The 14,016-nt window shown below is 44.2% G+C and carries 15 protein-coding genes; 11 read left to right on the forward strand and 4 right to left on the reverse strand.

Translation table 11 applies throughout. The features are described 5' to 3' along the window. The first annotated feature begins 9 nt into the window (after nucleotides 1-9). The 11 genes from UF05_RS09135 (at nucleotide 10) to UF05_RS09185 (ending at nucleotide 8,795) form a co-directional block, all read left to right on the forward strand. Entirely contained in the window at nucleotides 10-501 is a 492-nt protein-coding gene (locus UF05_RS09135) for a DUF2802 domain-containing protein (protein WP_045545783.1), read from the forward strand. A gap of 199 nt (nucleotides 502-700) precedes the next feature. Further along, entirely contained in the window at nucleotides 701-1,318 is a 618-nt protein-coding gene (gene ccmA / locus UF05_RS09140; RefSeq protein ID WP_005457758.1) for a cytochrome c biogenesis heme-transporting ATPase CcmA, read from the forward strand. Nucleotide 1,319: 1 nt separating this feature from the next. Then, nucleotides 1,320-1,988 (forward strand): heme exporter protein CcmB, encoded by a 669-nt coding sequence (ccmB, locus tag UF05_RS09145; protein WP_005457672.1) that lies wholly within the window; start codon nucleotides 1,320-1,322, stop codon nucleotides 1,986-1,988. A 109-nt stretch (nucleotides 1,989-2,097) separates the two neighbouring features. Further along, the gene (locus tag UF05_RS09150; protein WP_005494383.1) at nucleotides 2,098-2,841 is read left to right on the forward strand and encodes a heme ABC transporter permease; all 744 of its coding nucleotides are present in this window, start codon (nucleotides 2,098-2,100) and stop codon (nucleotides 2,839-2,841) included. An 11-nt stretch (nucleotides 2,842-2,852) separates the two neighbouring features. Beyond that, the gene (gene ccmD, locus UF05_RS09155; RefSeq protein ID WP_005457743.1) at nucleotides 2,853-3,059 is read left to right on the forward strand and encodes a heme exporter protein CcmD; all 207 of its coding nucleotides are present in this window, start codon (nucleotides 2,853-2,855) and stop codon (nucleotides 3,057-3,059) included. Further along, entirely contained in the window at nucleotides 3,056-3,541 is a 486-nt protein-coding gene (gene ccmE, locus UF05_RS09160; protein WP_005457727.1) for a cytochrome c maturation protein CcmE, read from the forward strand. Before ccmD ends, ccmE begins: the two co-directional genes overlap by 4 nt. After that, the gene (locus UF05_RS09165; RefSeq protein WP_005484508.1) at nucleotides 3,538-5,514 is read left to right on the forward strand and encodes a heme lyase CcmF/NrfE family subunit; all 1,977 of its coding nucleotides are present in this window, start codon (nucleotides 3,538-3,540) and stop codon (nucleotides 5,512-5,514) included. The genes ccmE and UF05_RS09165 overlap by 4 nt, the downstream gene beginning before the upstream one ends. Nucleotide 5,515: 1 nt before the next feature. Continuing rightward, nucleotides 5,516-6,070, forward strand: coding sequence for a DsbE family thiol:disulfide interchange protein (locus UF05_RS09170; RefSeq protein WP_005457723.1), 555 nt, complete (start codon nucleotides 5,516-5,518; stop codon nucleotides 6,068-6,070). Continuing rightward, on the forward strand, nucleotides 6,067-6,552 hold the full coding sequence (locus UF05_RS09175) for a cytochrome c-type biogenesis protein (protein WP_005457737.1): 486 nt from the start codon (nucleotides 6,067-6,069) through the stop codon (nucleotides 6,550-6,552). Before UF05_RS09170 ends, UF05_RS09175 begins: the two co-directional genes overlap by 4 nt. Then, nucleotides 6,552-7,769: a c-type cytochrome biogenesis protein CcmI gene (gene ccmI, locus UF05_RS09180; RefSeq protein ID WP_045545691.1), complete on the forward strand. Its 1,218-nt coding sequence runs from the start codon at nucleotides 6,552-6,554 to the stop codon at nucleotides 7,767-7,769. The genes UF05_RS09175 and ccmI overlap by 1 nt, the downstream gene beginning before the upstream one ends. A gap of 249 nt (nucleotides 7,770-8,018) precedes the next feature. Beyond that, nucleotides 8,019-8,795: an MlaA family lipoprotein gene (locus UF05_RS09185; RefSeq protein WP_082063999.1), complete on the forward strand. Its 777-nt coding sequence runs from the start codon at nucleotides 8,019-8,021 to the stop codon at nucleotides 8,793-8,795. A gap of 87 nt (nucleotides 8,796-8,882) precedes the next feature. On the opposite strand, the gene UF05_RS09190 is transcribed toward UF05_RS09185, so the two are convergent. From UF05_RS09190 to UF05_RS09205, 4 genes are all read right to left on the reverse strand, one after another. Further along, nucleotides 8,883-10,202: an outer membrane protein transport protein gene (locus tag UF05_RS09190; protein ID WP_045545693.1), complete on the reverse strand. Its 1,320-nt coding sequence runs from the start codon at nucleotides 10,200-10,202 to the stop codon at nucleotides 8,883-8,885. 309 nt (nucleotides 10,203-10,511) lie between these two features. Further along, nucleotides 10,512-11,762 (reverse strand): outer membrane protein transport protein, encoded by a 1,251-nt coding sequence (locus tag UF05_RS09195; RefSeq protein WP_045545694.1) that lies wholly within the window; start codon nucleotides 11,760-11,762, stop codon nucleotides 10,512-10,514. Between the two features lie 296 nt (nucleotides 11,763-12,058). After that, nucleotides 12,059-12,787 (reverse strand): DUF3379 domain-containing protein, encoded by a 729-nt coding sequence (locus UF05_RS09200; RefSeq protein ID WP_005494391.1) that lies wholly within the window; start codon nucleotides 12,785-12,787, stop codon nucleotides 12,059-12,061. Next, on the reverse strand, nucleotides 12,780-13,355 hold the full coding sequence (locus UF05_RS09205; protein ID WP_005479482.1) for a sigma-70 family RNA polymerase sigma factor: 576 nt from the start codon (nucleotides 13,353-13,355) through the stop codon (nucleotides 12,780-12,782). Before UF05_RS09205 ends, UF05_RS09200 begins: the two co-directional genes overlap by 8 nt. Nucleotides 13,356-14,016: the final 661 nt, after the last annotated feature.

Consider the following 14,016-nt stretch of genomic DNA (forward strand, 5'->3'; position numbering starts at 1 on the left):
TGAATGATGATGGCTGAAGAGACTTTTTTATCTGTACCATTCCTCGCGGGTGGCATTGCTTTTATTGTATTGGTGTTGGTTGTGTTGCAGCTGCGCATTCGTGCTAGTTTGCAAAAGCAAATGGACCAACAGCGAGCGCAGGCACGACACGCGGATAAAGAAGTGCAGAAGCTGAACAAGCAGCTACTAGAGGTACGCTCGGTTGTGGTTGGTCTTGGCCAAAAAGTAACTGAGCAGCAAGATATCATCCAACATCTTAATGAGCGGATTCGCGAACTAGAACACGCTGATACTGATGGTCGCTTATACAGTAGAGCAACCAAAATGGTGCAGTTAGGGGCTGATATCGACGAGCTAATCGAAGAGTGTGAACTGCCAAAAGCAGAAGCAGAGTTGATGCTCTCTTTGCAGAAAAAACTGGCTGGAAAAGAGAAGATCCCGCCATTAAGCAGTCAACCTTCCGATGATTCGAATTACCCACCACGTGGGCGTCGACGATAAAGAGAATAAAAAGAAGCTTCGGCTTCTTTTTTTATATCTAAAATAAAAACTTATAGCCACTTATGGTTAATTTTATCAAAGTGTGACAGTAAGTTAACAAAAATACATGAACTTACATACATCCCTGCTTTCTTATCCTGTTTTGTCACAAGTAAGCTGTGTTAATATAGCCCTTCGTTCCTTATGAAGTTGAAGCCCTATGTTAGAAGTGTCTAACCTGACTGCGATCCGTGATGAAAGGGTCCTGTTTGAAAACCTGCAATTTGAAATTAAGCCTGGTGAGTTAGTCCAGATCGAAGGGCGTAATGGCACAGGTAAAACGACGCTACTGCGCATTATTACAGGGTTAGGCGATAGAGAAGAAGGAATGATCAAGTGGAAAGGTGAAGAGGTTGAAAAATCTCGTGATGTCTTCCACCAAGACTTGCTATTTCTCGGCCATCAAACTGGCGTAAAGCGCGAACTCACCGCATTTGAAAACTTACGTTTTTACCAATCTATTCAAAATAACAGCACTTCCGATGAAGAAATCTTTACTGCTTTAACCCAAGTGGGGCTTGCGGGGCGAGAAGATGTACCTGTAGCACAACTTTCTGCGGGTCAGCAGCGTCGCGTTGCTTTGGCTAGACTTTGGCTAAGTAAGCAGATTTTGTGGATTTTGGATGAACCACTAACAGCAATCGACAAACAAGGTGTCAAAGTGCTTGAAGCTCTGTTTGCTCAGCATGCCGATAACGGTGGCATTGTAATGTTAACGACGCACCAAGATATGTTTGCTGACAGCCCTAAACTTAGAAAAATAAAATTGGGTGATTGATATGATTTCGGCCATGACAACTATTATTCGCCGCGAACTCTTGATTGCATTTCGTCGCCAAGCCGACATTTTGAACCCGCTTTGGTTCTTTATTATTGTTATTACTTTGTTTCCATTGAGTATTGGGCCTGAACCTAATTTGTTAGCACGTATTGCAGCGGGCATTGTTTGGGTTGCCGCATTGCTATCGGCATTATTATCATTAGAACGTCTATTTCGTGATGATTTTCAAGATGGTGCGTTAGAGCAAATGATGCTCATGCCAATTCCCTTGCAACTTGTAGTGATATCTAAGGTCATAGCTCATTGGGTGCTAACGGGATTACCGCTGATTTTGATCAGCCCGCTATTGGCAGTATTACTTTCTCTGGATTTTAACACTTGGTTGTCTGTGGTGCTCACGTTAATGATTGGCACCCCGACACTGAGTTTTATCGGTGCTATTGGTGTGGCGCTGACAGTTGGGTTACAAAAGGGCGGCGTTCTTTTGAGTTTGCTTATTCTTCCGCTCTATATCCCAATTCTGATTTTCGCAACATCGGCGATTGATGCTGCTGCGTTAGGTATGGCGTATAACGGTCAATTGGCGATTTTAGGTGCAATGTTAATGGGCGCGATAACTCTCACGCCATTTGCAATCAGCGCCGCGTTGCGAGTTAGTGTTAACTAACTCAATAAAGTGTCATTAACACGACGCTTGATCAAAGAATTATTATTAAAGCACTGCTACGGTCTCGACCCCTTAGACAGTGTCCCTGAAGTAAGAGTGAGAACTAAACATGTGGAAATGGCTACATCCTTATGCCAAGCCAGAAGCAGCTTACCGTTTGAGTGGTAAGTTCTTACCTTGGTTTTCTGTATTGGCCCTCGTATGCCTAGCGGTAGGTACCGTTTGGGGACTGGCGTTTGCGCCTTCTGATTACCAACAAGGTGACAGTTTCCGAATTATTTATATTCATGTTCCATCTGCTATTTGGTCTATGGGCGTGTACATGTCGATGGCGATTGCTGCCTTTATCGGTTTGGTTTGGCAAGTTCGCTTATCAGATATGGCCGCTCTTGCGATGGCACCGATCGGCGCAGTATTCACCTTTATTGCTCTTCTGACCGGTGCCGTTTGGGGCAAACCGATGTGGGGCACTTGGTGGGTATGGGATGCTCGTCTTACTTCTGAACTTATTCTTCTATTCCTTTACCTTGGTGTGATAGCACTTTACCACGCGTTTGATGACCAAAAAACGGCTGCAAAAGCAGCGGGTATTTTGGCGATTGTTGGCGTAGTGAACCTGCCAATCATCCACTTCTCTGTTGAGTGGTGGAACACGCTTCACCAAGGCGCAACAATTACGAAATTCGAACAACCTTCAATTTCATCCGACATGCTTTGGCCACTGTTGCTGAACATCTTTGGTTTTGCGTTCTTCTTTGGTGCTGTGACTATGGTGCGTTTCCGTAACGAAATCATCAGTAAAGAAAGTCATCGCCCTTGGGTTCGCGAGCTCGCAACAGACAAAACTCAGTGAGGTAATTAACGATGCACTTTGAATCTCTGAGCGACTTTTTTGCCATGGGTGGCTATGCGTCATACGTATGGAGCGCGTTCGGCATTACTTTTTTATCAATGCTTATCCTTCTAATCACCAGCCTACGTCGCGGTGATGCATTAATGAAAGAAGTGAAAGCGAAAATTGACCGTCAAGCGCGTATTGACGCAGCGAAGAATATGGAGAACACCTTATGAACCCGAGACGTAAAAAGAGGCTAGGTATTGTTCTGGCGATCTTTATCGGTATCAGTGCCACCATCGGTTTAATGCTATATGCGCTTAACCAAAATATGGACCTTTTCTACACGCCAACTGAACTGGTCAACGGTAAGCCAGATGGTACTAAACCTGAGGTTGGTCAGCGTCTTCGTATTGGTGGTATGGTGGTTGTAGGCTCGGTTCGTCGTGATCCTAACTCTCTTAAAGTGAGCTTTGATCTGCATGATGTGGGTCCCAAAGTAACGATCACTTACGAAGGTATTCTTCCTGATTTGTTCCGTGAAGGGCAGGGCATCGTTGCGCAAGGTGTTCTAAAAGACGCAACGACAGTTGAAGCGTTTGAAGTTCTCGCTAAACACGACGAAGAATACATGCCGCCTGAAATTGCAGAAGCCATGAAGAAAACGCATGAACCATTGCAATACAGCAGTGAACAAAAACAAGGAAGCGGCGAATGATTGCTGAAATCGGCCATTTTGCCCTCATTTTATCTTTAGCGATGGCGGTACTGCTTTCTGTACTGCCGCTATGGGGCGCATCAAACAATAATACGATGCTGATGAATACCGCTCGACCGCTGTCTTGGTCGATGTTCATCATGCTGTTTTTCTCGTTCGTGATTTTGTGTTGGGGTTTTTATACTAACGATTTCACTCTGCAATACGTAGCAAGTAACTCAAACAGCCAACTGCCTTGGTACTACCGTTTGACAGCGGTATGGGGTGCACACGAAGGTTCCCTATTGCTTTGGGTGCTTATCCAAGCAGGTTGGACTGTCGCGGTTGCTACATTCAGCCGCGGTATGCCACAAGAGTCGGTTGCACGTGTACTTGCCGTAATGGGTATGATCTCAGTAGGTTTCCTACTGTTTATTATCTTAACGTCAAACCCATTCCTACGTACGTTACCGTTCTTCCCTGTTGATGGTCGAGATTTGAACCCGCTTCTGCAAGACCCAGGGCTGATTGTGCATCCACCTATGCTGTACATGGGTTACGTCGGTTTCTCTGTTGCGTTTTCGTTCGCGATTGCCTCTCTAATGACAGGTCGTCTTGATACAGCATGGGCGCGCTGGTCTCGTCCTTGGACAACGGCGGCATGGGTATTCCTAACTTTGGGTATCGCACTAGGTTCTTGGTGGGCTTATTACGAACTTGGCTGGGGCGGCTGGTGGTTCTGGGATCCAGTAGAAAACGCATCCTTTATGCCTTGGCTAGCAGGCACTGCACTCATGCACTCGCTAGCAGTAACGGAAAAACGCGGTACATTTAAAGCTTGGACAGTATTGCTAGCGATCTCTGCATTCTCGTTGAGTTTGTTAGGTACTTTCTTAGTTCGTTCGGGCATTTTGGTGTCGGTACACGCGTTCGCGTCCGATCCTTCTCGCGGTATGTTTATCCTTGGTTTCCTTGTCTTCGTTATCGGTGGCTCTTTACTGCTATTTGCGGTGAAAGGTGCGGCGGTACGTGTTCGTGGTAACTTTGATTTAGTGTCGCGCGAAAACGCGCTTCTTGCCAATAACGTCTTGCTAATTGCAGCTCTTGTGGTTGTCTTAGTTGGTACGTTGTTGCCATTGGTTCACAAGCAGCTCGGTTTGGGCTCGGTTTCTATCGGTGCCCCATTCTTCGATATGCTATTTGCATGGCTCATGATGCCGTTTGCCTTCTTGCTAGGTATCGGTCCTCTTATCCGTTGGAAGCGTGACCAGTTATCTTCGATTGTGAAGCCTATGCTTGTGTCGGGCACTGTGTCTCTGGCGTTGGCGGCGGTTTGTGTATTCCTATTTGCTGATTTCTTCTCAGTGATGGCGTACATCGGCTGGGTTATGTCGATTTGGATCGTGGCAATGCATGCGTTCGAATTGCATGAGCGTGCGACGCACCGTCACAGTTTTGCTGAAGGTGTTCGTAAGCTTCAACGTAGCCACTGGGCGATGATGTTTGGTCATATCGGTCTTGCTGTGACGATCATTGGTATCGCTATGGTACAAAACTACAGCATTGAGCGTGATGTGCGTTTAGCGCCAGGTGAACACTTCCAAATCGAAGGTTATGATTTCTACTTCTCGGGTCTTCGCGATAAAGACGGTCCGAACTACGATGGTTACATCGCTGATTTCGAAATCACACACGATGGTAAGTACATCAATACACTTCATGCCGAGAAGCGTTTCTACCGCACCGCGAAGTCGATGATGACAGAAGCGGCCATTGATCGTGGCATCACTCGCGACCTTTACATCGCGATGGGGGAGCGTTTGGAAGATAACCGTTCTTGGGCGGTGCGCATTTACTACAAGCCGTTCGTACGTTGGATCTGGGCTGGCTCTTTGATCATGGCATTAGGTGGCGCACTAGCGATTTCTGATAAGCGTTACCGCTTCCGTAAGTCATCGAAAAAGAACGCAAAGTCAAACGAGCAGGTAGCATAAAATGAATAAGAAAATCTTGTTTATCCCGTTGGTTGCTTTCTTAGTTCTGGCGGGGATCTTCGCAACACAGTTGGTTCGTAACCAAGATGGGGACGACCCAACAAAGCTGGAATCTGTTTTAGTTGGCAAACCTGTTCCTAAGTTTCACTTAGAAGACTTGGCCGAACCGGGTAAACAGTACGATCAGTCGATTTTTAAAGGTGAGCCTCTGCTGTTAAATGTGTGGGCTACATGGTGTCCTACCTGTTACGCAGAGCATAAATATCTCAACGAACTTGCTGGTAAAGGCGTGAAGATCATCGGTATGAACTACAAAGATGATCGAAACAAAGCGATCGGTTGGTTGAACGATTTAGGTAACCCATACCTAATTAGTCTGTTCGATGGCAGCGGGATGTTGGGTCTGGATCTTGGTGTGTACGGCGCACCAGAAACCTTCATTATCGATGCGAATGGTGTCATTCGTTACCGTCATGTAGGTGATGTTAACCCTCGAAATTGGGCTGACACGTTAGCACCGATGTACAACCAGCTGGTTGAGGAGGCGAAGCAATGAGAAAAGTGATTTTAGCAGTGTTTGCAGCCCTAACATTCTCGTTGGCGGCACATGCTGCAATTGAAGTGTATGAGTTTGACAACTTAGAGCAGGAGCAACAGTTCAAAGAGCTAGGACACACATTGCGCTGCCCTAAATGTCAGAACAACACCATCTCTGATTCGAATGCCGAACTTGCTCAAGACTTGCGCCACAAGGTCTACGAAATGACGAAAGAGGGCAAGTCAAAAGAAGAGATCGTCGATTACATGATCGCGCGCTACGGCAACTTCGTGACTTACAATCCGCCATTCACTATGTCGACAGCGATTTTATGGCTTGGTCCACTGGCTGTGGTTTTGGGCGGTTTTGGTTTGATCGTGCTTCGTAGCCGAAAGTCAAAAGCAAAAGTCACGGCAAACAACGACGAGAAATGGGACGAGCAAAAAGAAGCGCGTTTAAAAGCGCTGCTTGAAGAAGAGAATAACGGAGATAATAAGTAATGACTCTATTTTGGATTTCCACCGTTATTCTTACGTTGATTGCTTGTGCGTTAGTTGCGCTGCCTCTTTTGAAGCAGAAAGCAAACAACGACGACATCTTACGTGATGAGTTGAACAAAGCTTTTTATAAAGATCGTCTTTCTGAGCTTCAAGAAGAAACAGAAGAAGGTCTTGTCGAGAGTCAAGAAGATCTGATTTCTGATCTTAAGCAGTCACTTTTGGATGATATTCCTGCACAGAAAATGAGTCAGGGAACCAAAGTCTCGCCGATGGCAGTGCTTATTCCTTCTGTGATTCTTACGGTTGCGTTAAGTTACGGGCTTTATTACAAGTTTGGCGCATCTCAAGATGTTGTGAAATGGCAAGAGGTTACGTCTAACTTGCCAGAGCTTTCTAAGAAGCTGATGTCGTCGTCTTCTGAACCTCTGAGCGATGATGAAATGGCTGATTTAACGTTGGCACTGCGCACGCGCCTGCATTATCAACCAGAAGATTCAACCGGTTGGTTGCTACTCGGTCGTATTGCATTAGCTAACCGCGATGTGACGACAGCCATCGATTCTATGAAAAAATCGTATGCTCTTGAGCCAAAAGATCCTGACGTTATGTTAGGTTACGCTCAGGCGTTAATGCTTTCTCAAGACGAGATGGACCAAGCAACGGCTCGCTCTTTACTTGGTAAGCTCATGCAACAAGATTACGTGGATTTACGCGTGTTCTCATTGCTCGCATTTGATGCATTTGAACGTAAAGATTACCCCGCAGCAATTAAATACTGGGGCATTATGCAGCAGATGATCGGTCCTGACGATAGCCGATACGAAAGCCTTTCACGCAGTATCGACCATGCACGCAAACAAATGGGTGAAGTGGTTTCTCCGGATAAAAGCGTGGCAGTAACGATTAATGTCGCACCTGAAGCACAACTTGATCCTAACGCGGTATTAATTGTCTCAATTCATCGTGCCGATGGTTCACCAATGCCGGTTGCAGCCGCTCGCTATCCACTTGGTTCGTTCCCACGAACAGTGGTGCTAGATGACGGTAACGCGATGATGCAAGGGCAAAAACTATCATCGTTAGAAAAACTTATCGTGCGTGTACGTGCTGATTCTGATGGCAACGTTGCAACGCGCGACCAAGATTGGCATGGCGAAAGCGATGTGGTTGAATTCGGTCAACCGGTTGCAGTGACCATCAATAAACAGTATCAATAGTTAGTTGTTGTCTCTGATATATGACACTTAGTCAATGTCGGTCCATTTAGTGGTATGACTCTAAACTATCAAGTAAAATGACCAAGGCCAGCATTTGCTGGCCTTTGTTTATATACTCAAGTGACTTCTAAAATGTATTTATCGCTAACATTGAGCTTGTTGGTTGTTCCTGCATTTGCTTTTTGGCGTTGGTCATACATTTTTAAATGAGGTTACTTAAGTATATTAATAGTCGTTATGGAACATAGAATGTATAACAAGGGTAAATCCTACCTAATGTTACTGTTAGCACTTGGTCTTGTTGGCTGTTCGAGTGCGCCTGAGGAGGCAGTAACAAGTGAAGGAGAGACAAATCAAACGACTTCTGATGTGTATGATCCGTTAGAAGGCTTTAACCGCACGATGTGGGAAATCAACTACGAGTACTTAGATCCGTATTTGGTTCGTCCTGTGTCGATCGCGTACGTTGAATACACACCTGTGCCTATTCGTTCCAGTATCGCCAACTTCTTGTCAAACCTTGATGAACCATCAAGCATGGTGAACAACCTTTTGATGGGTAACGGTAGCAAAGCGGTGGATCACTTTAACCGTTTTTGGATTAACTCTACGTTCGGTATTCTCGGTGTATTTGACATCGCAACTGCGGCGGGTATCACCAAGTACGACAATAAAGAGTTCAGCAGTGCTGTTGGTCATTATGGCGTAGGGAATGGCCCATACTTTATGATACCTGGTTATGGTCCTTATACTCTGCGAGAAGTGACAGATACCGTCGATGGTATGTATCTCCCATTATCTTACTTGAATATTTGGGCTGGTTTAGGGAAGTGGGCATTAGAAGGTTTGGAAAAACGAGCGTTGCTTGTACCGCAAGAAGCACAGCTTGATAGTTCTCCAGATCCTTATGTACTGACTCGAGATGTCTACATTCAGCGTCAAAACTTTAAAGCAGAAATCGACACGGTAGAAGAAGTGAATCCGGAAGAGGAAGCGTTGTTAGACGAATATCTAAATGAATTCTAATCGTTGATATTTCAAATAAAATGAACGCAATAAAAAAGGCTTAGCAAGTGCTAAGCCTTTTTTGTCTCTCGATTTTTTAACGAGTAATTAGAAACGGTAGTTCGCTTGAACACCGATTAGCCAAACGTTACCCGTTGTTTCACCAACGAATTGACCGCCAACTACTTCAGCTGAATCGTCTGACTTGTAGCCACGAGACTCAACGATTGGTGCGTCTTTCGCGATAATGTAAGTGAAGCCAGCGTCTAGGCTGAAGTCTTTCGTCCAGTCATAAGTTGCACCGATGCTTAACCAAGTACGGTCTGTTTCTGGAATAGTGATCGTGCGGTTCTTATCACTTACAGCAGACGTATCGTATGCAATACCAGTACGTAGGGCTACCTTAGGTTGAAGTTGGTAAGTCGCACCAACAGCAAAGCGGTAGTTATCTTCCCAGTTTTCCACTTTCACCATGTGTGTACCAGCGGTTTCTAGGTGAGCTTCTAGCTTCTCGAAAGAGCTCCAGTCAGTCCAGTTGAAACTTGCGTGTAGCGCAAGTTGATCCGTTACTTGGTGGAAGCTCGCTAGTTCAGCCGTTGCTGGTAGGTTTAGGTACATGTAGCCATTGTCACGTAGCTGTGGAAGCTTAGGAGTACCGAAGCCAAAACCAAGGCCCTCAGCATGACCTTCAAGCTTCAGCTCAACCTCAGATTTGTACGTGAAACCGATGCGGTTGTTTTCATTGATCTGCCACGCTGTACCCAATTGCCAGCCCCAAGCCGTATCGTCACCTTCCATGTACTTAAGAGTCGTTCCTTGAGGTTTTTGTAATACGTTTACTTTAGGAGCCGTAGCGCCAAAACTTCCTTCACCGATGATGTAACGAATACCACCACCAATACTTACCGCATCATTAATTTTGTATGCTGCGTTTAGGTTTGCTTCCATTGTGGTTACGCTTGCTTCGTTACCAAAATGAGAGGCGGCAAAGCCTTTGCCTAGATCCGTTTCCATACCGTAGTTCGTACCGAACGCTAGGCCGATTGCGAATTGTTCGTTGTATTGGTGTGATAGGTAGAAGTTTGGAATGATCGCATCATGTGCGAAGTCATCTGAAGAGGTTGAAGAGGAGTTAATTACACTCTGATTTACTGGATGCTTAAGTGTGGTTTGACCATTGATATCAATGTTTGGATTTACATAGATGGCACCAACAGACACTTGAGTGCCCTCTAGGTAAGTAAGCATTGCTGGGTTACGCCATTGAGAACTTGCGTTGTCAGCCATTGCTGCTTCACCAGCGTAAGCACGACCTAGACCTGTTGCAGAATATTCAGCTAATTGGAAGCCTGCTGCATTTGCCATGCCTGAAGTGCCAAGTAGGCTAAGTGCTACTGCTGTTGATAGGAAAGTCTTGTTGGTTTTCATTCTAATGTTCGCTGAATTAATTATAACGTGGGGCAAAAGTCTAAAGGTAGAGTTATTACTTTAGAAATGAAAATCCGGAACATGAATGTATTTGGTATTTTGTTCTAATTTGTTGTTTGTTTATGGTTTTATAATCTAACCATGATAGTGGAATGAAAAAAACTCAGCGAACACCTGTGAGGTCTAATTGTGATTTTTAGATACACGTGTTCACTCAAATTGAGCGGGCGATAAGTGTTAGATAAGAAAAAAGGCTGGAAATCCAGCCTTTTATATAGAGTTTACTTACATTAAATGTAAGGAATTTTCTTAGAAGCTACGGCTGTATTGTAAGCCAAACAGGATAGCGTCTGCGTGCGTTGTCGCACTCACACCAGTTGTTAGTAGAGGTGGCGCAATTGGCGTTTCTTCGTTTACTTTTACGTCATCACCCATTAAGTAAGTGAAGCCGAAATCAACATTAGATTTAGTATCGATATGGTATGTGAAACCTGCTGAGAACCATTGGCGATCTGAGTCAGGAACTGAAATCGATGTTAGGTTGTCTTGAGCACTAGTGTCGTACATGTAACCAGCACGTAGAGTCCAGTCTGAGTTCATGTAGTAAGTACCGCCGATAGCGTAGTGCCAACCATCTTGCCATTGGTAATCTTTCGAATAAGTAGGGCCAAGCAAGCCTTGGTTCAAGTTGTCGAAGTCGATTTTATCGAAGTCACTCCAGCCGATGTATTGGATAGAGTAGTGAACTGCGAACTTAGTATCGGTAATTTTATGGTAGCCAGAGAACTCAGCCATATCTGGTAGAGGCAATGTGATCTTCTGACCTTTGTCATCTTTCGCTTCAAACTCAGGACTGTATCGGTAAGATAAACCAAAACGGTTGTTTTCGTCTAACTCATACACAGTACCCACATTAAAGCCTACAGCCCAACCGTCTGCTTTATCTACATCAAGAAGTTTAGCACCACCAACTAGAGGAAGGTTTGCGCTAGCAGTACGTTTCATCGTACCTTGACCGTAGATTAAGTCTAGACCAGCACCAAAGCTCCATTGCTCATTGAGACGGTAAGAGCCTGCTAGACCAAAGTTTGCGCTCTTAACGTCAGTAAGACCGCCATATTCAGTTGCTACATAGCTATCTGAAAATTCAGTTTTAGTACCGAAGTTTGAGTATGCGTTTACACCCCAGGCAAATTTGTCATTAACTGGTACAATAAGGTGAATATTTGGCGCAATAGAAGTGTCACCAACATCATCAGTGTTGGCCACAGGGATTTCGTTGTTGTTAATTCGGTAAGTAGCATCTTTTACTTCAATTATTGAAGTGATACTTTCAAAACCAAGCGACAGCTCCATTTTATCAAACAGAGCCATAGCCGCTGGGTTACGAGCCATTACTGACGCGTTATCAGCGATGACTGCATCACCAGCAAATGCACGGCCAATGCCAGTTGCTGATTGAGCGTTAATTTGGAAACCTGCTGCCATCGATTGACCTGAGGCAAAAGCTACCGTTACTGCTAGGAGAGTCTTTTTAAACAGACGCGTATTCTGAGTCATTTGTTTTTCCTTATTAGATTCGTCTCTCTGGACGATAAATTGAGCTTTTGCTCAGTGGCGCAGATAGTAGTATCAAGAGTGGGCTAGACAAATCCGACCATTAGATAAAATTGAATAAAAATTGCGGAAATGATGTCTAAAAGACGGGAAATTGCACTTAAATTGCATAATTTAGAGTTTAAGCTCTAAATGCAATCGACGTGGTGAATGTTTTGTGAGCGATTAATACAAAAATGCCGCCAAATGAGAGCGTTTGACGGCATTTCAATGTTTCTAAGCTAAAGTTGGTGAAGTTGTTACATTGGTTTTAGCATAGGCGCCAGTTTAGTGGCGATAGCGTCAATGTCTTCACCTTGTTCGCCGACTAAAATCATGCTGGTTGAACCAACGGGTTGGACGATACCTGTCATACCATCTTTTTCAAAATCTGCCGTTTGTTGGCTAGAAATTCCCGTAATAAAGAGCGTTACTTTGCCCTTTACACCCTGAAAAACCATGTGTAAAGCATTAGCTTCACCAAATCCACAGTGGTTTAGGTAGTAAACGTGGTACGGGAAGTTGTCACTAAACTGATAATGAAATGGCGACATCTTCGCATTGATCTGGGAACTCGGCACGTTTTCATCTAAATGGCGTACAAATGCCTCTTCATGAATGACATGTTTAATAGCCGTATCTGCGAGACTGGCTTGCGCAGGTGGCACCAGAATGTTGCCCCAGTTGATTTGCCCCACCAGTAAACCTGCGGTAAAGGCAACAGAAGCTGCAAGCGCCATGGCTTTGCGGACAAAGTTGGGTTTGACGACTTTTTCGTCAAGCGCGCTAGAGGTTTGGCTAAACAAGATTTTATCAGCAAGATCCTCTGGCACATCCACATTCATGGCCTGCTTAATTTTCGCGTCGAGATCCAAAACGTCATCAACAAACTTACTGTTGGCATCGCTAGCGGCCAACGCTTGCAGAATCTCTTCATCCTTCTGTTTTGGATCCGACAAAATACGACGACGAAATTCTAAATCATCCATTTTTTTGTCCTCTCTTAGTATCTTGAGAATCCAACATCTCTTTAAGTTGATTTCGAGCTCGGAAAAGTCGAGTCATTACTGTGTTCTTATTTAAATCAAGAATGTCGCCGATTTCTTCTCCACTGAAACCGCCAATAACCTGAAGAAACAGAGGTTCACGATATTCCACATCCAACCTCATGATCTGTGCTTGAAGCCATTCTTGTTGATGATGAGGATCGTCGCTGACCTTAGCATCATTGCCGTAGTCATCGATATCAACTAAATCAAATTGTTTGCGTTCGAAGCGACGCGCGTTTTCTCGCCTTAATATAGTAATAAGCCAAGATTTCGCAGCTTTTTCATCTTGAAGACTATCGAGAGACTTCCATGCACGTAAGCAGGTCTCTTGCACTAAATCTTCCGCAATTGCTTTGTCCTTACACAGCCAGTATGCATAACGGTACAAATCGCGGTGATAGCCCCGGACGAGCGCTTCATATTTTCTTTGTTTGTCCATATCAGAGTTGACCGGACTGTTGGAATTTTTCTTTCCAAACATTTTTAATATGGCCACAGGAGCCTCCATCCTCGCTCTGTGTATTTCTTATACATTTTGAGCATGACTTTACTTCTATTCCATCACTTATGGCTAAGCCAATCTAAGCCAGTATCGAGTGATAAATCGATTCGTTACAAGCTAAGTCGGTATATAAAAGTGTATACACAAATAACCGATATTATCCCTAGTGATGCAGTTTTGCTTGTTAACAATATCATCATTTAGTTATCAATGACTTGGTTAAATGCATTGGATTTATGTATCTGATGCGTATTTTGAGTAGCAAGCTTGTGAATGGACTTGAATAGAGGAGGCATTTAGATGCGTTCGAAGATCGTAAAATCACCATAAAATTGATCTATTTCAAAATCTCAAGCAGTGAAGGGGTTATAGTACATCTTGTCATCTCGTTAGTCCTTGTGACTAACATGTTGAGCAAGATGACACTTCCTTTTGAAGGCTGACTTTACTTTCTCCTAATCAGGAAACTGATTAATTTTCAATTGGCGTAAGTTAATTGTTTTATAGATATTCCGACCACACAGTTATGTGTGGTTTTTTTTTGCTTCAATTTTACCTGCCACACACTTTCTGCCGTTTTTAGCTTCTATAGTTATTCAATATAATCAACGAACTAGAGCAATTGATCTACTTGCTTCACGTTTATTTAAACGCACGTTTGATAAAT

Origin of the sequence: Vibrio sp. S457-15 (assembly GCF_000960545.1) — a bacterium.
Taxonomy (GTDB): Bacteria; Pseudomonadota; Gammaproteobacteria; order Enterobacterales; family Vibrionaceae; genus Vibrio; species Vibrio parahaemolyticus.

Coding starts and splice junctions, on each gene's coding strand:
- UF05_RS09135 (WP_045545783.1), top strand. CDS start 10: ATGGCTGAAGAGACTTTTTTATCTGTACCATTCCTCGCGGGTGGCATT.
- ccmA (WP_005457758.1), top strand. CDS start 701: ATGTTAGAAGTGTCTAACCTGACTGCGATCCGTGATGAAAGGGTCCTG.
- ccmB (WP_005457672.1), top strand. CDS start 1,320: ATGATTTCGGCCATGACAACTATTATTCGCCGCGAACTCTTGATTGCA.
- UF05_RS09150 (WP_005494383.1), top strand. CDS start 2,098: ATGTGGAAATGGCTACATCCTTATGCCAAGCCAGAAGCAGCTTACCGT.
- ccmD (WP_005457743.1), top strand. CDS start 2,853: ATGCACTTTGAATCTCTGAGCGACTTTTTTGCCATGGGTGGCTATGCG.
- ccmE (WP_005457727.1), top strand. CDS start 3,056: ATGAACCCGAGACGTAAAAAGAGGCTAGGTATTGTTCTGGCGATCTTT.
- UF05_RS09165 (WP_005484508.1), top strand. CDS start 3,538: ATGATTGCTGAAATCGGCCATTTTGCCCTCATTTTATCTTTAGCGATG.
- UF05_RS09170 (WP_005457723.1), top strand. CDS start 5,516: ATGAATAAGAAAATCTTGTTTATCCCGTTGGTTGCTTTCTTAGTTCTG.
- UF05_RS09175 (WP_005457737.1), top strand. CDS start 6,067: ATGAGAAAAGTGATTTTAGCAGTGTTTGCAGCCCTAACATTCTCGTTG.
- ccmI (WP_045545691.1), top strand. CDS start 6,552: ATGACTCTATTTTGGATTTCCACCGTTATTCTTACGTTGATTGCTTGT.
- UF05_RS09185 (WP_082063999.1), top strand. CDS start 8,019: ATGTATAACAAGGGTAAATCCTACCTAATGTTACTGTTAGCACTTGGT.
- UF05_RS09190 (WP_045545693.1), bottom strand. CDS start 10,202: ATGAAAACCAACAAGACTTTCCTATCAACAGCAGTAGCACTTAGCCTA.
- UF05_RS09195 (WP_045545694.1), bottom strand. CDS start 11,762: ATGACTCAGAATACGCGTCTGTTTAAAAAGACTCTCCTAGCAGTAACG.
- UF05_RS09200 (WP_005494391.1), bottom strand. CDS start 12,787: ATGGATGATTTAGAATTTCGTCGTCGTATTTTGTCGGATCCAAAACAG.
- UF05_RS09205 (WP_005479482.1), bottom strand. CDS start 13,355: ATGGAGGCTCCTGTGGCCATATTAAAAATGTTTGGAAAGAAAAATTCC.